The organism is Yersinia massiliensis CCUG 53443 (assembly GCF_000312485.1).
GTDB classification, from domain to species: domain Bacteria; phylum Pseudomonadota; class Gammaproteobacteria; order Enterobacterales; family Enterobacteriaceae; genus Yersinia; species Yersinia massiliensis.
Genome location: NZ_HE997643.1, coordinates 153,700 through 172,171, shown reverse-complemented (window position 1 = coordinate 172,171; position 18,472 = coordinate 153,700). Strand labels below are relative to the sequence as shown.

Below are 18,472 nucleotides of genomic sequence, written 5' to 3'. Positions count from 1 at the left end.
CCTATCAACACAACACATGCCTTAATAAGAACGCACTTTCGGCGGGAAGGCCGGGCGTAGCTTAGGTTGCATGTTTACCTCACGGCGGGTCATGCTTTCAGTGTCTGGCAAATACAGCGAGTGGCACAGCCAGTTCGCATCATCACGCTCTGGGAAGTCGAAGCGGCTATGCGCGCCACGACTTTCGGTACGGAAGTTTGCTGACACAGCGGTGGAAAACGCGGTTTCCATCAGGTTATCCAATTCCAAACATTCAATACGTTGGGTATTGAACTCACTGGAAGTGTCATCCAGACGGGCATTTTGCAGACGTTCACGGATAACTTTCAGTTCTTCCAAGCCGTTTGCCATGGCATCACCTTCACGGAACACCGAGAAGTTATTCTGCATGCAGGCTTGTAGTGCTTTACGGATCTCAACTGGGTCTTCACCTGAACGGGTGTTATTCCAGCGATTCATGCGATCAAGTGAAGCTTCAATATCAGAATCGCTAGCATCGCGGCTGGCACCCTGCTCCATCAATGACTCTTGCAGATGCATGCCAGCAGCGCGGCCAAATACCACCAGATCCAGTAATGAGTTGCCCCCCAAACGGTTTGCACCGTGGACGGAAACACAGGCAATTTCACCGACAGCAAACAGGCCAGGGATCACAACATCTTCACCCTTTTCATTCACGGTGATCGCTTGCCCCGTCACTTTGGTTGGGATCCCACCCATCATGTAATGGCACGTTGGAATGACTGGAATAGGTTCTTTGACTGGGTCAACGTGGGCAAAGGTACGAGATAACTCCAGAATACCCGGCAGACGGGACTCCAATACATCTTTACCCAAGTGATCCAACTTCAGCTTGGCATGCGGCCCCCAAGGACCATCACAACCACGGCCTTCACGGATTTCGATCATAATGGAACGTGCCACTACGTCACGACCCGCCAAATCTTTGGCGTTCGGAGCATAACGTTCCATAAAGCGCTCGCCGTGCTTATTCAGCAAATAACCGCCTTCGCCGCGGCAACCTTCGGTGACCAATACCCCAGCACCCGCGATACCGGTCGGGTGGAACTGCCACATTTCCATATCCTGCACGGGTACACCCGCACGCAGCGCCATACCAACACCATCACCGGTATTAATGTGTGCATTGGTGGTGGATTGATAAATGCGACCTGCTCCGCCTGTTGCCAATATCGTTGCACTAGCTTTGAAATAAACCACTTCACCGGTTTCAATGCAGATAGCGGTACAGCCAACGAAAGCACCATCCTGATTCTTCACTAAATCCAAGGCATACCATTCAGAAAAAATGGTGGTGTGGTTTTTCAGGTTTTGCTGATAAAGAGTGTGCAGCAGTGCATGCCCTGTACGGTCAGCCGCCGCCGCGGTACGTGCGGCTTGCCCACCGCCAAAGTTCAGCGACTGGCCACCGAATGGACGCTGATAAATGCTGCCATCGTCTAAACGGGAGAAAGGTAATCCCATGTGCTCCAGTTCCAGAACCGCTTCTGGGCCTGTTTTACACATATACTCGATAGCGTCCTGGTCACCGATATAATCAGAACCTTTGACGGTGTCATACATGTGCCATTCCCAGTTGTCTTCGTGGGTATTACCCAAGGCAACGGTAATACCACCCTGCGCAGACACAGTATGAGAACGAGTCGGGAAAACTTTAGAGATTAGGGCACAAGACAGCCCCATTTGGGAAATTTGCAGCGCGGCGCGCATACCTGCACCACCCGCACCGATAACAACAGCATCAAACTCTCTGACCGGCAGTTTCATTTAAGCACCCCACACCACAATTGTTCCATATAAGAGGTAGACCAGCAGCGTAACCACGACGGCAAGTTGTAGCACCAATCGTATCGCTAGTGGTTTTACATAGTCCGTTAACACCTGCCACAGACCAATCCAAGCGTGAGCCAGAATCGACAGTAATGTCAGCAGGGTAAATACTTTTGTGATGTGCGAAGCGAAGAAGCCACGCCAGATTTCATAGGTGATATCTGGGACGATAATCACGAAGCCCAGAATATAAAGAATATATAGAGTGATGACGATTGCAGAAGCACGCAGTAACAGCCAGTCGTGTACTCCATTACGCCCTAACGCAGAAGCATTGCTTACCATACGAGGACTCCAGCTAAAACTGACAGCACCAAAGTTAACACCATTGTCACTTGGGCGGAGCGGGTCCCCGCAGCCAAGCTCTCTTCGATATAGCCAAAATCCATTAGCAAGTGGCGGATGCCACCGCAAACGTGATAGGCCAGCGCAGTGAGTATTCCCCAGAAGATGAATTTAACAATAAAGCTATTCATGATCGCCGCAGCTTGCATGAATCCATCTTGCGAGGAAACAGACAAACCTAACAGCCAAAGGAGGATACCAACGGCAACGAAAGTCATTACGCCAGAGACGCGGTGTAAAATGGACGCTATCGCAGTAACAGGAAATCGGATCGTTTGCAGATCCAAATTGACAGGTCTTTGTTTTTTCACGTTTTTGCCCACACAGCTCTTATTTTAATTTCCATCCTCCGGGCCTGGGTGGGGATCAGACAGCGTCAAGAGTTTAAACCCTTCACATCACACATGTGGCATAACATCCTGAATGCTTCATGGCGTGTTTTTATAACGCTGGGTGCTCCTACTTCAGGGTAATCCGGAGACCTGGCGGCAGTATAGGGGGTTCACATTCTTATTACAATTCCCACACAATCTGATTGGGAACATTTCCCCTGAACAGTGATTAGGATCACGATTTACATAATTTACATAAAATTAATTATCTGATTTGACAAAGAATAAACATTTAACTTACAACTAGAGTCGAAATAGGTCATATCATTCACTAAAGGTCTACGTATACACTTCCCCATAAGCCTGAGTTATGTAACAGTGTAATGAATGAATATCCCCATACAAATCGTAGGCACTAAATTATAAAAGATAAGAATCTGACAAATCGCTAACAACTTAATAACAAAACCTGTTAATCCAACTCATCGGATCGCGGGCTGCATTGGTGAGATACTCTGTACCCTACGTCGCATTCTCGATCCAAGAAATTTGGCGAATGTAGTAAGACCGAAAAATAACGAACCCCTACGAACTTACGCTGATAAGTTAATCGGATAAGTGAAAACGGTGACTTACGCAGCAACGCCAAATCTGAAGAGTAAACGATGAATTAAACAGAACAGTGCTGCCTGTCAGGTAAATAGGCTATTTTAGTTGTTAGAGGTTTTAAAATAAGCGCTAAGGAGACTGTAAATGGCTAATAAAAAGGCGACGCTGAATCTAGAAGGCGAAGCTGCGATCGAACTGGGCGTGCTATCCCCAACCCTCGGCACTGACGTCATTGACGTCCGTACCTTAGGTTCGAAAGGTTATTTCACCTTTGACCCCGGTTTTACCTCTACCGCATCCTGCGAATCAAAAATCACTTACATTGATGGTGATGAAGGTATTCTGCTGCACCGTGGCTTCCCGATTGCCCAGTTAGCAAAAGAATCTACCTATCTGGAAGTTTGTTACATTCTGCTGTACGGCGAAACACCAACGGCTGAAGAGTACGAAACGTTCAGAACCACGGTCACCCGCCATACCATGATTCATGAGCAGATTACTCGTCTGTTCCACGGTTTCCGCCGCGATTCACACCCAATGGCGGTATTGTGTGGTGTCACAGGCGCATTGGCCGCCTTCTACCACGATGCGCTGGATGTCAATAACGAACGTCACCGTGAAATCACCGCCTTCCGTCTGCTGTCCAAAATGCCGACCGTTGCCGCGATGTGTTACAAGTATTCCATTGGCCAACCTTTCGTTTATCCGCGTAACGACCTGTCCTATGCCGGTAATTTCCTGCACATGATGTTCTCCACACCCTGTGAGAAATACGAAGTCAATCCAGTGTTAGAACGCGCTATGGATCGCATTTTCATTCTGCATGCTGACCATGAGCAAAACGCGTCGACTTCAACAGTGCGTACCGCAGGTTCTTCTGGCGCGAACCCGTTTGCGTGTATTGCCGCGGGTATCGCCTCTTTGTGGGGGCCAGCTCACGGTGGTGCAAACGAAGCTTGCTTGAAGATGCTGGAAGAGATCAAAAGCGTAGAACACATTCCTGAATTTATCCGCCGCGCGAAAGACAAAAATGACTCTTTCCGTCTGATGGGCTTTGGTCATCGTGTGTACAAAAACCACGACCCACGCGCGACCGTTATGCGTGAAACCTGTCATGAAGTGCTGAAAGAGCTAAACCTGAACGACAACCTGCTGGAAGTCGCGATGGAGCTGGAGCGTATCGCACTGAACGACCCGTACTTCATTGAGAAGAAACTGTACCCGAACGTAGACTTCTATTCAGGTATCATCCTGAAAGCAATGGGGATCCCTTCTTCCATGTTTACGGTGATGTTCGCGATTGCCCGTACCATCGGCTGGATTGCTCACTGGAATGAAATGCACGATGACGGCATTAAAATCGCTCGTCCGCGTCAACTTTATACCGGTTACGCTGAGCGTGATTTTAAAAGCCAATTACAGAAGTAAGCCGATTGATGCTTGCTAGAGAAACGCCACCGTCAGGTGGCGTTATTATTGATCTCGACTAGTGAATGGCCCCACCAGAAATATGCAAATCATGCTCAATTTGCAACGCGACTGATATCGCTAACTCCAAGGCTATCAATACCGATTGCGTCGACATACTTGGCGCACCAGGATGAGCCACCGCCTGCTCTGGCAAATAAGGGATATGAATAAATCCCCCTTTTACATCGCTATTCATCTGATTCAATCGATGCAATAGGCCATACATCACGTGGTTACAGACATAAGTCCCTGCTGTTTGAGAAACCGAAGCCGGTATCCCCGCATCACGTATTCCTTGCACCATGGCCTTTATCGGCAAACGGGTAAAATAGGCCGCAGGGCCATTTTCAACGATAGGCTGATCGACCGGTTGCTGACCCAAATTGTCCGGAATTCGTGCATCATCAATGTTAATCGCAACACGTTCGATAGTAATATCTGCCCGTCCCCCAGCCTGACCAATGGCTAACACGAGTGTGGGTTGAACATCGTCCATCGCGGCATTTAGTGCGGAGAGTGCTTCGCCAAAAGCACAAGGTAGTTGGCGGGCCACCACTCTGACCCCACCCAACATTAAATCATTCAGCTGCTTAACGACTTCCCACGAAGGATTCACTCGCTCTCCGCCAAAGGGCTCAAACCCAGTAATAAGTACGCTTTTCATTGGCTCTCCTAGAGGAACATCAGGAAATAGAGCAAAAATACGTTCACTATTAATAGCGTAACGCCGGTCGGTATCTGTGCTTTGATCACCGCGTTTTTATCTGGTAATTCCAACAAGGCAGCAGGAACAATATTAAAGTTGGCCGCCATTGGCGTCATCAATGTACCGCAGTAACCGGAGAACATCCCGATCGCGGCCATTACCGCCGGATTGCCGCCATGTTGTAACACCAAGATAGGAATACCGATACCCGCCGTCACAATAGGGAATGCGGCAAACGCATTGCCCATAATCATGGTGAGCACTGCCATGCCAATAGCATAGACGGCGACGGCGACAAAGCGATGATCAACAGCCAGATACTCTTGAGTCAGGTGTGCAATGGCGGTACCGACACCCGCGGTGGTAAACAGCAAGCCCAGTGTTGCCAGAATCTGCGGCAAGATAAACGCCCAGCCAATCGAGTCCAGTAAACGCCGAGCCTCCTGCACCGGTTGCGCAGCCGTCTCATGAGTCATGACCACCGCAATGATTAAGCCCAACACACAGCCCACCGTCATTGAGAACAAAGTCACTAAGGTCGCGTGATTACCCGCACCAAACAGCCATAAATCCAAGGCAGGAATGTTATTAAACAGCAAGACGCCAATGACCGTGACCACTGGGATCGTCAACGCAGGAATAAACAGCCGGTTACCGAGTCGCTTGGCGCTCACTTCACGTTCTTGCGGTGTCCGCTGATGGTAGCTACCGAGTTTTACGCCACCAAAGCCCGCAATCAACGCCATCACGATCACCACGAGGCCGACAGTAATATGCAGGATGCGCTTCTCATCGGGCCCTTCGCCGCCCAATGCATTCGCCAAACGGTAAGTCCAGTCTCCCACCAAGAAAACCAGCCCGTACAGCCCCCAGAATAAACCTGTCGTGAAACGGCGCGGGTTGGCTTTATCTCGAAATGACATCACCGCGACCATCAGTAAAACGACACCGGCTAGCCAGTATAAATATTGTTGTTGGAAGATCATTTAGCGTCTCCCTTAGTGGCCAAGGCAGCGTCATTCAATGCAGTAAGTTCAGCAGCGAGATGTTTATCCAAACGTTGCAGGCGATAAGCGTGGATCAAGAAAGCACAAATGGCTGTCGGGATCCCCCATAGTGCGATATGTAGTGGCTCGGTCTGAATGCCACCCGATTCCAGCATAAAGTTGTGCATGAAGATAATGGCACCGAAAGCGACAAAGATATCTTCACCAAAGAACAGGCCGACGTTATCTGTTGCCGCAGACATTGCCCGCAGGCGATAGCGCACTTTTTCGGGCAACTCGCCGTAACGGGTTTTCGCTGCCCCTTCAGCCATAGGAGCCAGCAATGGCCGTACCATTTGAGCGTGACCGCCAAGGCTGGTTAAACCCAGCGCTGCCGTACCTTCGCGCACAAACAGATACACAATCAATAAGCGACCAGAAGTGGCACTTTTAATGTGCGAAATCCACGCCTGAGCACGCTCTTTCAAGCCGTGCCGCTCCAGCAAACCGATCACAGCCAGAGGTAAGAGCAAAATCAGTGGTAGGTTACGGGTATTGAGAAAACCCTCCCCCAATTTTTCTAGAATGGTGGCGATGGGCATCAATGCTGCCAAACCCGTGATGATACCAGCAGAAATCACCACTAACACCGCGTTGATGCGCAGCAAAAAGCCAATAACAATTGCCGCGATACCGATCAGCGGCCACATATTTACCGTTTGTTCCAAGGTGACTCTCCTGTCATAAATAGTTTTAAGGTCATAAATGCAAAGGGGTAATACTCTGCCGCTCGGGCCAAGCGGTTATGATTGTGATTGCCCAACGATGATTCTGATTGCCAACTATGGCCTTTCTATCACTACGACTACACGACAACTTGCGCTTTACAGCGCGGAAACCGAAATGTTTTCCTGCTGAAAACTGCTGCGTAAGCGACGGGCAAAAGCCAAAGCATGAGCGCCATCGCCATGTACACAAACGGTATCGGCCTGTACCGCGACCCAAGTGCCATCGCGGGCTTGAACCTGATGATGTTGCACCATGGCTAAGGTTTGTGACAACGCCAACTCGTCACTTTCAATCAACGCATCTGGCTGACTACGCGGGACGAGAGTGCCATCGGGTAGATAGCGGCGATCGGCAAACACCTCCTGTCGAGTCACTAACCCTACCCGTTGACCTGCCCGGATTAATTCGCTGCCCGCCAGCCCAACGAGGCGCAATGATGAATCGACAGCTTTAACCGCCTGAGCAATGGCATCAGCCAGTAAGGGGTCAACCGCAGCTTGGTTGTACAACATGCCATGGGGTTTTACATGCTGCATCACGCCCCCTTCAGCCTTCACGATAGCCGCAAGGGCACCCAACTGATAAATCACTTGGGCATAGACCGTTTCGGGGGGAAGTTGCATGGCAGTGCGACCAAAATTCTCTCGGTCAGGAAAACTGGGGTGCGCACCAATAGCAACACCGTATTCGATGGCCCAACGCACTGATTGACGCATAGTTTGCGCGTCACCCGCATGGAAACCACAGGCAATATTGGCCGAACTCACCAACTGCAACAAGGCCTGATCATTGGTGCAGCCTTCCCCTAAATCCGCGTTTAAATCAATGTTCATTTGGCCTCCGTGGCATCGAAACCTTTCTGCAAACTCCACTCAATTTGTTGCAAGAAATGCTGTTGTTCTGATTTGGCACGCAGTGCATCTTCAACGGTACAAGGGATAAAATGCACCGGTTCACCGAGTCGAATTTGGGCTAAATGGTAGAGATCGGCTTCGATCACACAGGCAATGCGTGGGTAACCGCCCGTCGTTTGTGCATCTGCCATCAGTACAATTGGTTGGCCGTTATGTGGCACTTGTACCACGCCGGGTAATAAGCCGTGAGATAGCATTTCACGCGAGGTCGTGCGGGATAATTCGCGGCCGGTCAGTCGATAACCCATCCGGTTACTTTGCGGGCTAAGTTGCCAAGCTTCACGCCAGAAAGCCCCTTGCGACACATCGTCAAATTCATGATATTCCGGCCCGGGTACGGCTCGAACACGATTCCCGAATAGCAGTTGTTTGATGCCGACAGATTCACGCGGTAACCGAGTGGGTTTCCCTAATGGCAGCGTATCGCCTTCTTTGATCAGCCGTCCTTGATAACCGCCAAAACCCGCTTTCAGATCTGTACTGCGTGATCCCAACATTTCGGGGACATCTATACCGCCGGAAATGGCCAGATAACTGCGCATCCCACGGTGTGGCACACTGAGTTTTAACTGTTGCCCTGACTTAACCGGATAACGCCAGCCCGTCCATAACAACTGATCATCGAGCCTCGCATCACAACCGGCCCCTGTCAGCGCGATCCAACCTGATTGGGTAAACTCAACCGTCAATTGGCCTAGCGTCACTTCCATCCCTGCAGCATTCGCGTCGTTCCCCACCAGCATGTTTGCCATCTGCATCGCAGGTAAATCGAGTGCCCCACCCTGACTGATCCCTAACCGACGAAAACCACCACGGCCACTGTCTTGTACCGTGGTGTAAATGCCTGCACGAATAATCTTCAGCATACGCCCTCCATTAAAGGCAGAAAGCGCACATTATCCCCAGGCCGTAGCAGGGTTGGCGGCATCTCTAGCGGGTTAAATAACGCCAGTGAGGTGCGGCCGATTAACTGCCAACCACCGGGCGTGGCTAACGGATAGATACCGGTCTGGCTACCACCGATACCCACTGATCCTGGGGCAACCACCAAACGCGGTTCGGCACGCCGCGGGGTCGTCAACTGTTCTGGCATACCGCCCAGATAGGAAAAGCCCGGCTGAAATCCAAGGAAATAGACGATGTAACTTGCCCCTGCATGGCACTCGACCACCTGACGCTCACTCAGGCCGGTATGGCGCGCCACATCAGCCAGATCAGGACCCGCTTCGCCGCCATAAATCACTGGAATAGTGATATCACGAGACTCAGGGATTAATGATTCGCTCTCTTCCCACCAACGCTGGAGTTTTTCGATGGCATCCAGTGCGGTACTTTGCGGATCAGCCAGCAACAAGGTCAGATTGTTCATGCCGGGGATCGCCTCAAGGATATCGGGATGATGAATAAGGCGATCAGCCAGTCCCCAAATCCGCTGCTGGCTCGTTAACGTTATCGGTGGTTCCAGTTCCAGAACCACCGCACTTTCTCCTAGTAAATAGCATCGTGCTCGTTGCACTCACGTCCCCCTGATTAATTTGTATTTTTAGTTTTCATTTTTATTTGGATAACTAACAGTTATAAGTACATATTTATGCGATAGCACATAGCCGCTGTCAATAGAGGTGAATTTAGCGCTTGTAAGGTTAAACCTTAATTTATGAAGGGCTAATGGCGCATAAGAATGAGAGTCGATGGAATGAAAACAGCCATGCACCAATGAAAATCATCAGTGCACATTGCATAAATGCGGTAAATAACGGGTTACGCGGGGTTAGGAATATCGATAAAAATAACCTCGAGCTGATGCTCAGACGCTAACCATTCGCCCAACGCTTTGATACCGTAACGCTCAGTCGCATGATGCCCCGCAGCATAAAAATTCACCCCCATCTCACGGGCAATATGGATGGTTTGCTCAGAAACCTCGCCAGTGATAAAGGCATCCACGCCGAACTCAGCCGCTTGCTGAATAAAGCCCTGCCCACCACCACTACACCACGCAATACGTCGTATATCTGCCGGTGCATGGTCGCCACAATGTAATACGTCACGGCCCAGCAATTTTTCCAGCCGCTCGTGTAGAATCACTGCATTTAGCAGGGCATCAAACTCGCCGTAGGGCAAAAAAGATTCAATTTCCCCCAATACCCGAATGCCCAGTAACTTAGCCAGTTGCGCGTTATTACCCAATTCTGGGTGTGCATCCAGTGGCAAATGATAGCCATACAGATTGATGTCGTTGGTCAGTAACGTTTTTAGGCGGTTGCGTTTCATGCCGCGCACTACCACCGGCTCATTCTTCCAGAAGTAGCCGTGATGGACCAAAATAGCATCGGCTTTCTGCCCCACGGCTGCGTCCAACAGCGCTTGGCTAGCTGTCACACCGGTCACAATACGTCGTACCTCTTGACGCCCCTCAACCTGTAACCCATTAGGGGCATAATCCTGAAAGGCTGTCGTATTAAGCTGATTATTCAGTAGAGTTTCTAGTTCAGTATTACGCATGATGCCGATCCTTACATCTGGGTTATCGTATTGATATTCTATAAATAAAAAACAAATCGCATGTATGGGAAGAAGGAAAATTCCCCGGCTATGAGATCAGTGAAAGAGGATAACTAGAACTGCTGGCGATCCCCTTGCTCCATCAGAATAAAATTCACCCCCATATCATTGCCAGCCTGCAACTCAGTGGCGATGGTTTGACGTACATCTTGCCCCTGCTGTAATGAGGGTTTTATATGGCTAATCACTACCGGCAATCCTGTTAATGGCTGCCCTTCACCACTGTATTTTTCTAAATTTTTCAATTCTTTCAGCAACCACTTTGGCGTCATATGGCCGTACAACTTGCTATCACTCGCAGCATTAGGATAAGAAACTTCGATAATCATCCCTTTGAGTTGCTGCTGTTTGACCTTCTCTGCCAGCTTACGCCAGACAGTATCCAGATTTTTTGACTTCTCAATCTCATCGGGGCCGGTATCACCAAAATAAGCGAACACATTGTTATTGCTACTCACCAGTAGCATCGAAGAGGGAGACTTATCATGGCTGAGTGGATACATTTCACCTGTTAGTCGGGTCAGCCCCAAGCTCAGCGACTGGGCAGGTCGCACGAGTTGCATCCGGTAAGTCCCTAGACGAGTCCCACTGCCACTGTCAGTAAAATTGGGCCAGACGCGCCAGTTAAAATAGTAGTTTCTCAGCACGTCGATAGTATCAGCCGATGCATAAATCGTTTTCTTACTGTCTTCCGGTGAACCAATAATCAATCCAGAGACATGATCAAGATGGGCATGGCTAATAAAATAACTATTGATGCGTTGGCGGAAAATATAACCCTGCCGCGTTAATGGCGCGGCCATTTCGTCGGTAATATCAGGGAAATTGCCCTTCTCTAACGCTTTGGCGATACCCGGTAACACTGATCCTGCATCCAAGGCCAAATACAAGGGTTGGCTGTCATCACGAATCAGATAAGAGGTCAAATTGCCATCGGTGACTCCCCCATCCACGCCAAGCGCCACCACCTCAAAACCTGCCGTCGCCAGCGAACTGAATAAGCCAAAGGAGACAGCCAACCCCACATTCAGGGCTTTTTTAGTCATATTGTTGGTGCGTAGCAGGGAATTACCCGAATAATTCATTAAAAACATGAAGGCTCCTTGTGGTTAGGGATCCTTGCTGCCATCCCGCTTAGCGGCGTCAAATGCCGCGAGTGTAGCCAATCTGGCCTGCTTATGGTCCACCAGCGGTGGGGGATAATTGAGCTGTTGCTGCTGTTGTTGCGCCCAACGCCAAGGTTGGTGAATATCACTGTCTGGCACCGAGGCCAGTTCTGGCAACCAACGGCGAATAAACGTGCCGTCTTTATCAAAGCGCTCTCCTTGCGTGGTGGGATTAAAAATCCGAAAGTATGGCGCTGCATCCGTGCCGGTTGAGGCTGCCCATTGCCAGCCGCCATTATTGGCCGCTAAATCGCCGTCCAACAGTTGGGACATAAAATAGCGTTCACCGAGTCGCCAATCGATAAGCAGATCTTTGACCAAGAAACTGGCACTGATCATTCGCAAGCGGTTGTGCATCCAGCCAGTTTCATTCAATTGCCGCATGGCAGCATCAACAATAGGATAACCCGTCTGCCCCTGTTGCCAGGCGTTTAATTGCTGTTCTGAGTCATTCCATCTTACTGCATCAGTCCAGCCAATAAAGGGGTGGTGTTGGCATAAACGAGGATAGGCCACCAATAAATGGCGATAAAACTCACGCCAGATCAACTCATTAAGCCAAGTAAACGCGCCACTGTCGCTGTTTTCCAATAGGTCTGGGCATTCCGCTCTTAGACGGTTAAAACATTGGCGGGGCGAGAGTATTCCCAGTGCCAGATAAGGTGACAAAACACTGGTCCCCTCCACGGCGGGCAGATCTCGCTGCTGTAGATAATCCTGAACCTGCTCACGACAAAAATGACGTAGGCGCTGCAATGCAGCTTCTTCACCCGCTGGAAATAGTTGGTTATCAACCGGTTGCTGCGGATAATCAAAGGGGGCGAGAGGTTGTACCGTGATGATAGCTGCATTTTTCCGCGCTTTAGGGGCGGGGACACAGCGGCAGTCACTCATCATCAAACGCTGAATAAAAGCACGACGAAACGGGGTAAATATTTTGTACATCTCATTGTTGCCAGTCTGCACGCTCCCCGGCGGCAGTAGCACGCTGTCATGGAAACGGTGGCAAGCAATCGACAAACGATGAAGCTGTGCCATGAGTGCGTCGTCTCGCCGCTGCTCATTTAACTCATACTGTTGATTAAAAAATAGCGCATCGACCTGTTGCTGCTGGCAAAAATCGGCTAGCCAGTCAATCGAATCCAGAAAATCATCACATTGATGATAATGCAGCGGGATGCTCCGTTCGGCGAGCGCGGTCTGTAAAAGTTGCAGATTTTGTCGCAAGAATGTCGCTTGCCTCGGCGCCATATCATGAGCAGCCCATTGCGCAGGGGTCGCAATAAATACCGCCATCACGGTAGCTTGCGGATCCTGACAAGCAGTATGCAAGGCTAAATTATCCGTCACGCGTAAATCATGGCGAAACCAAATCAAATGCGTTGCCATACCTTATCCTTGAGGTGAATAAAACGTGAAGTAGTGCTGCCCAGACAAATACTCATTCGGGAATTCAGCCAGATAAGCCATTATCTGCGCGATAGGTGCACTCAAAGGCAATTCACCCAGTCGATATTGGTCGATAAGCTGCGCCAGCGCCTGACGTTGAGTGGAGCTGAGATAGGGCCGGAAATAGCCCTGCACATGCATTAACACATTGGTATGGTTCGCGGCGGTGGGTTGATGTGACAACAAATGCAGTAAACGTTGGCGGTACTCGGTAGTGAACTCAATGAGCGACGGCCATTTATCCATTGCAGCAATAAAAGGGCCGATCTCTCGATATTCTGGCTGAGAATGAGCCAGTAGCACCAATTTGTAGGCACTATGAAATGCCATCAGTCCCCCCCGAGTGACACCTGCCGCACATAAGGCATCTAATTCATCGCGCGCATGGCAATACTCACGGCTTTGTGCCACCTGATTGCTTTGTTGCATCCTCGCCTCCCTCTACCTGACTGTTCTTAACTTAACCCTAATCATCATAACAGCTATAACCGCTGTCGCCGAAGTACGAGGATATTGGGTGATTGCTTGACTTATCAGTGCAGTAACGCGAGCAATAAAAAGCCCGCGAGCGTTAACTCACGGGCTAGCTGTTTGATTGTGCATTGACCACCGCAAAATGCAGGGTTTTAGCTATCAATAAAAATCTTGAGCGGCCATTTCAGACTGTGCCAACCAAACCGGTTTATCACTGGTTTTCGCCCAAACACGGTGCAGATAGCTATAAAAACGGGCACGGTCTTTACGGAAAATCATCACTGGCAATGCCAGTAACCCAGCCAAAATCACTGCGCAACGGCGCAGGAGAACTTGATGTAATGGGTATGCGTTGTACAGGGACATAACAATCCTCCTTTAAAAACGCCTTCGTGTAGTGGGTGGCCCGAGTGTTCGGTGAGCCAATTTACCCTGTGGCGCTGAAAGTAAAATAAGATAATTGGAAACTGGACAAAATTTTACCGCATTGGTTGAAAGTTTACCACTCATCCGACCACTTAATTTGCATAAAATCTGATAAAAAATGCCATTTCTGTAATTTTGTTACATCGAAGTTAATTTAAAAATGATCATTCGTTACATCACCGTTATCGGTTATCTAGCAATCGACAAATTGAATGTCATCCGCCAATCAATACTCCTTCAGCGGAGCAACATTGCTCCCCCATTTTGTCATCAGAATAACTTACACCCGATATGTGATGATTTTTTGACCGTTTTTATACTTTTTTTACACGCTTCCCCACTCTTTTATCAAGAACTTTTCACCCAACTTCCTAAGCTGCTGTTATCAGGCAATTAGCCATCACAGAGATGGGCTATCAAAAATAGGGACTGCGGAGGTGTATGGTGAATATTGGCATCATGGGTGGTGCGTTGCTGGTTCTACTGCTGCTGGGATATTTGGTTTATGCCCTGTTTAATGCGGAGGACTTTTAAATGGCAGCGTCAGGATTTCTGCTTATCGCCAGTTTCATGCTGGTGCTCTTGGTGCTGTCCCGTCCGTTGGGCAGTTTTTTAGCGCGAATCATCGAAGGCGAACCTTTTGCGCCGTTACAAAAAATTGAGGCCGGTTTATGGCGTTGTAGTGGCGTCAAAAATGAGGAAATGAATGGCTGGCAATATGCGCTGGCGATCCTCAGCTTTAACCTGCTGGGTATTGTCTTGCTCTTCGTATTGCTGATGGCGCAAGGTGCGTTGCCGCTAAACCCTGAAAACATGCCGGGTATGTCTTGGCATCTGGCCCTGAACACAGCAGTGAGTTTTGTCACTAACACCAACTGGCAAGCCTATAGCGGTGAAAATACACTCAGCTATTTGAGCCAAATGGCAGGGTTGACCGTACAAAACTTCCTCTCTGCGGCCACCGGTATCGCAGTCGCTTTCGCCCTCATTCGTGCCTTTGCTCGTCATTCGGCGACCACATTAGGTAATGCGTGGGTCGATTTAGTGCGTATCACCTTATATGTCTTATTGCCTATAGCGCTCATTATCGCACTGATCATGGTCAGTCAGGGCGTCTTGCAAAATCTGGCGGGCTACCAACACATCATGACATTAGAGGGGGTTAGCCAAACCTTACCGATGGGGCCAGTGGCGTCGCAAGAGGCCATCAAGATGCTGGGCACTAACGGGGGGGGCTTCTTTGGGGCCAACTCTGCACATCCGTTTGAAAACCCAACCGCATTGACCAATTTTGTGCAAATGCTCGCCATTTTCCTGATCCCTTGCGCACTGTGTTTCGCCTTCGGTCAGGTAGTGGGCGATAGCCGCCAAGGCCATGCGCTTATCTGGGCCATGTCGCTTATCTTCATCGTCGCGGTCGTGGTCGTGATGTATGCAGAGTCGGCAGGTAACCCGCATTTAATGCAGTTCGGCGCTGACAGCAATATCAACATGGAAGGTAAAGAATCCCGTTTCGGCATCCTTTCCACCAGCATGTATGCCGTGGTGACGACCGCCGCCTCTTGTGGCGCAGTCAATGCAATGCATGACTCCTTTACTGCGCTGGGCGGCATGGTGCCGATGTGGCTAATGCAAATTGGGGAAGTGGTGTTCGGCGGCGTCGGTTCAGGTTTATATGGCATGCTGCTATTCGTGCTGCTGACCGTCTTTATTGCCGGATTGATGATTGGCCGCACCCCAGAATATCTCGGCAAGAAAATTGACGTCTTTGATATGAAGATGACTGCGCTCGCTATTCTGGTCACCCCAGCAGTCGTACTGCTTGGCACCGCGTTGGCACTCTGCACCGATGCGGGCCGTGCTGGCATTCTCAACCCTGGCGCACACGGGTTTAGCGAGGTGCTTTATGCCCTTTCCTCTGCGGCAAACAACAACGGTAGTGCCTTTGCGGGTCTGAGCGTCAACACACCGTTTTATAACCTGCTGCTCGCCGTTGCGATGTTCTTGGGCCGATTTGGCGTCATTCTGCCGGTGTTAGCGATTGCCAGTTCATTGGTCACGAAGAAACGGCAGCCGGCGGGTAACGGCACCCTGCCCACCTTTGGGCCGCTGTTTATCGGTTTGTTGGTCGGAACAGTGTTATTGGTCGGCGCATTGACCTTTATCCCAGCACTGGCCCTCGGCCCTGTGGCTGAACACCTGCAAATCTGGTTACCCCATTGATGACTTTACCCGTTGTCATTGACGTTGCAAGCCGCGCACCCGCCCTTGCGACTCCCCGTACTAACGGTATCGCTAAGAGAGAAGAATGATGACTCACAAACAACGCGCGATTTTTGAACCGGCACTGGTTCGTACGGCGCTGATTGATGCCATTAAGAAACTGGATCCGCGCGTCCAGTGGCGTAATCCAGTGATGTTCGTGGTGTATCTGGGCAGTTGGCTGACGACCCTTATCTGGCTGGCCATTTTAAGTGGGCAAACCACCGGTAGCGCCAGTTTTACCGGCAGTGTCGCCGTATGGTTATGGTTTACCGTGCTGTTTGCCAACATGGCAGAAGCCTTAGCGGAAGGACGTAGTAAAGCGCAGGCTGAAAGTCTACGCGGGGTGAAAAAAACCAGTTGGGCTAAAAAGTTGTCCGCCGCCCGTATGGACGCACCGCAGGAAAGGGTCTCTGCCGACAGCTTGCGCAAAGGTGATTTAGTGCTGATCGAGGCCGGTGATACCGTGCCATGCGACGGTGAAGTACTGGAAGGCGGCGCATCAGTCGATGAAAGCGCCATTACCGGTGAATCCGCACCGGTTATCCGCGAATCTGGTGGCGATTTCTCTTCCGTCACAGGGGGGACTCGTGTGTTATCAGATTGGCTAGTGGTGCAGTGCAGCGTCAACCCAGGTGAAACTTTCCTCGATCGAATGATTGCCATGGTTGAAGGTGCAAAACGGCGTAAAACGCCTAACGAAGTGGCACTGACCATCTTGCTGGTGGCACTGACGATTGTCTTTTTACTGGCGACGGCGACCCTGTATCCGTTCTCCGTATTCAGCATTGAAGCCAATCATGCCGGTGATCCGGTGACCATTACGGTTTTGGTGGCGCTACTGGTTTGCCTGATCCCAACCACGATTGGTGGCTTGTTGTCCGCCATTGGGGTGGCGGGTATGAGCCGCATGCTAGGGGCAAATGTGATCGCCACCAGCGGTCGTGCCGTGGAAGCCGCCGGTGATGTGGATGTGTTGCTACTGGATAAAACCGGCACCATCACGCTGGGCAACCGTCAAGCATCAGAGTTTTTACCCGCACCGGGAGTCACCGAACAACAACTGGCAGATGCCGCGCAACTCTCTTCACTGGCAGATGAAACGCCTGAAGGCCGCAGCATTGTCGTGTTAGCGAAACAACGCTTTAACTTGCGTGAACGTGATTTACGCAGCTTAAATGCCACCTTTGTGCCCTTCTCAGCGCAAACACGGATGAGCGGCGTTAATGTGCAGGACCGGATGATCCGCAAAGGCGCGGTCGATGCTATTCGTCGCCATGTGGAATCCAATGATGGCCACTTCCCGCGCGCTGTCGATGATGCGGTAGAAAGTGTTGCTCGCACAGGCGGCACACCATTAGTCGTGGCTGATGGGGCACGGGTGCTTGGCGTCGTGGCGCTGAAAGATATCGTCAAAGGCGGCATCAAAGAACGTTTTGCTGAACTGCGCAAAATGGGCATCAAAACCGTGATGATCACCGGTGATAACCGCTTAACCGCGGCGGCCATTGCGGCTGAGGCGGGTGTGGATGATTTTCTCGCCGAAGCAACACCTGAAGCCAAACTGGCACTGATTCGTCAATATCAGGCAGAAGGTCGCTTGGTGGCAATGACGGGGGACGGTACCAACGATGCCCCTGCGCTGGCGCAGGCAGATGTGGCTGTGGCGATGAACTCAGGGACTCAGGCCGCCAAAGAAGCAGGCAACATGGTGGATTTGGATTCAAACCCTACCAAGTTGATTGAGGTGGTGCATATCGGGAAACAGATGCTGATGACCCGAGGTTCCCTGACCACGTTTAGTATCGCCAACGATGTCGCTAAATATTTCGCCATCATCCCCGCCGCTTTTGCGGCGACCTATCCGCAACTTAACGCGCTGAACGTGATGCAACTGCATTCACCCGCATCAGCCATTTTGTCGGCGGTGATTTTTAACGCATTGGTGATTGTGTTCCTGATCCCACTGGCGCTTAAAGGGGTCAGCTATAAGGCGATGAGCGCCGCCGCTCTGTTGCGCCGTAATCTGTGGATCTATGGATTAGGTGGCCTGTTAGTGCCTTTTGTCGGCATCAAACTGATCGACTTAGTGCTCACAGCGTTAAGTGTCGGCTAGTCGCGCCTATTT

At 50.4% G+C, this 18,472-nt stretch carries 18 protein-coding genes; 4 read left to right on the top strand and 14 right to left on the bottom strand.

Annotated features, from left to right (window positions below; all coding sequences use genetic code 11):
• Positions 1-21: 21 nt before the first annotated feature.
• The 3 genes from sdhA to sdhC are packed head-to-tail and all read right to left on the bottom strand — an operon-like array spanning position 22 to position 2,519.
• The gene (gene sdhA / locus BN68_RS00935; protein ID WP_019209278.1) at positions 22-1,788 is read right to left on the bottom strand and encodes a succinate dehydrogenase flavoprotein subunit; all 1,767 of its coding nucleotides are present in this window, start codon (positions 1,786-1,788) and stop codon (positions 22-24) included.
• Positions 1,789-2,136: a succinate dehydrogenase membrane anchor subunit gene (sdhD, locus tag BN68_RS00930; RefSeq protein WP_019209277.1), complete on the bottom strand. Its 348-nt coding sequence runs from the start codon at positions 2,134-2,136 to the stop codon at positions 1,789-1,791. It lies immediately after the preceding gene.
• Positions 2,130-2,519 (bottom strand): succinate dehydrogenase cytochrome b556 subunit, encoded by a 390-nt coding sequence (gene sdhC, locus BN68_RS00925; protein WP_019209276.1) that lies wholly within the window; start codon positions 2,517-2,519, stop codon positions 2,130-2,132. The genes sdhD and sdhC overlap by 7 nt, the downstream gene beginning before the upstream one ends.
• A 762-nt stretch (positions 2,520-3,281) precedes the next feature.
• On the opposite strand from sdhC, the gene BN68_RS00920 reads away from it, so the two are divergent.
• A complete protein-coding gene (locus tag BN68_RS00920) occupies positions 3,282-4,565 on the top strand; it encodes a citrate synthase (protein WP_019209275.1) in 1,284 nt (427 codons plus the stop codon).
• A gap of 58 nt (positions 4,566-4,623) precedes the next feature.
• On the opposite strand, the gene pcp is transcribed toward BN68_RS00920, so the two are convergent.
• The 11 genes from pcp to BN68_RS00865 form a co-directional block, all read right to left on the bottom strand.
• Positions 4,624-5,271, bottom strand: coding sequence for a pyroglutamyl-peptidase I (pcp, locus tag BN68_RS00915; RefSeq protein ID WP_019209274.1), 648 nt, complete (start codon positions 5,269-5,271; stop codon positions 4,624-4,626).
• Positions 5,272-5,279: 8 nt separating this feature from the next.
• The gene (locus BN68_RS00910; protein ID WP_019209273.1) at positions 5,280-6,299 is read right to left on the bottom strand and encodes a DUF979 domain-containing protein; all 1,020 of its coding nucleotides are present in this window, start codon (positions 6,297-6,299) and stop codon (positions 5,280-5,282) included.
• Positions 6,296-7,027, bottom strand: a complete 732-nt coding sequence (locus BN68_RS00905) for a DUF969 domain-containing protein (protein WP_019209272.1) — start codon at positions 7,025-7,027, stop codon at positions 6,296-6,298. Before BN68_RS00905 ends, BN68_RS00910 begins: the two co-directional genes overlap by 4 nt.
• A 156-nt stretch (positions 7,028-7,183) precedes the next feature.
• Entirely contained in the window at positions 7,184-7,921 is a 738-nt protein-coding gene (gene pxpA / locus BN68_RS00900) for a 5-oxoprolinase subunit PxpA (RefSeq protein ID WP_019209271.1), read from the bottom strand.
• Positions 7,918-8,868: a 5-oxoprolinase subunit PxpC gene (pxpC, locus tag BN68_RS00895; protein ID WP_019209270.1), complete on the bottom strand. Its 951-nt coding sequence runs from the start codon at positions 8,866-8,868 to the stop codon at positions 7,918-7,920. The genes pxpA and pxpC overlap by 4 nt, the downstream gene beginning before the upstream one ends.
• The gene (gene pxpB / locus BN68_RS00890) at positions 8,862-9,518 is read right to left on the bottom strand and encodes a 5-oxoprolinase subunit PxpB (protein ID WP_019209269.1); all 657 of its coding nucleotides are present in this window, start codon (positions 9,516-9,518) and stop codon (positions 8,862-8,864) included. The genes pxpC and pxpB overlap by 7 nt, the downstream gene beginning before the upstream one ends.
• A 245-nt stretch (positions 9,519-9,763) precedes the next feature.
• Entirely contained in the window at positions 9,764-10,507 is a 744-nt protein-coding gene (locus tag BN68_RS00885; RefSeq protein ID WP_019209268.1) for a type 2 GTP cyclohydrolase I, read from the bottom strand.
• Positions 10,508-10,620: 113 nt separating this feature from the next.
• Positions 10,621-11,613 (bottom strand): MBL fold metallo-hydrolase, encoded by a 993-nt coding sequence (locus BN68_RS00880; protein ID WP_186375659.1) that lies wholly within the window; start codon positions 11,611-11,613, stop codon positions 10,621-10,623.
• Between the two features lie 63 nt (positions 11,614-11,676).
• On the bottom strand, positions 11,677-13,122 hold the full coding sequence (phrB, locus tag BN68_RS00875; RefSeq protein WP_019209266.1) for a deoxyribodipyrimidine photo-lyase: 1,446 nt from the start codon (positions 13,120-13,122) through the stop codon (positions 11,677-11,679).
• 3 nt (positions 13,123-13,125) lie between these two features.
• A complete protein-coding gene (locus BN68_RS00870) occupies positions 13,126-13,611 on the bottom strand; it encodes a YbgA family protein (protein ID WP_019209265.1) in 486 nt (161 codons plus the stop codon).
• A gap of 204 nt (positions 13,612-13,815) precedes the next feature.
• A complete protein-coding gene (locus BN68_RS00865) occupies positions 13,816-14,022 on the bottom strand; it encodes a YbfA family protein (RefSeq protein WP_019209264.1) in 207 nt (68 codons plus the stop codon).
• 501 nt (positions 14,023-14,523) lie between these two features.
• Between BN68_RS00865 and BN68_RS23080 the strand changes: the two genes are divergently transcribed.
• From BN68_RS23080 to kdpB, 3 genes are all read left to right on the top strand, one after another.
• Positions 14,524-14,616 carry a K(+)-transporting ATPase subunit F gene (locus tag BN68_RS23080; protein ID WP_019209263.1) on the top strand — a complete coding sequence of 31 codons (93 nt, stop codon included), beginning with the start codon at positions 14,524-14,526 and terminating at the stop codon, positions 14,614-14,616.
• Positions 14,617-16,305, top strand: a complete 1,689-nt coding sequence (gene kdpA, locus BN68_RS00860; protein ID WP_019209262.1) for a potassium-transporting ATPase subunit KdpA — start codon at positions 14,617-14,619, stop codon at positions 16,303-16,305.
• Positions 16,306-16,393: 88 nt separating this feature from the next.
• Positions 16,394-18,460 (top strand): potassium-transporting ATPase subunit KdpB, encoded by a 2,067-nt coding sequence (gene kdpB, locus BN68_RS00855; RefSeq protein WP_042806464.1) that lies wholly within the window; start codon positions 16,394-16,396, stop codon positions 18,458-18,460.
• The last annotated feature ends 12 nt before the right edge of the window (positions 18,461-18,472 follow it).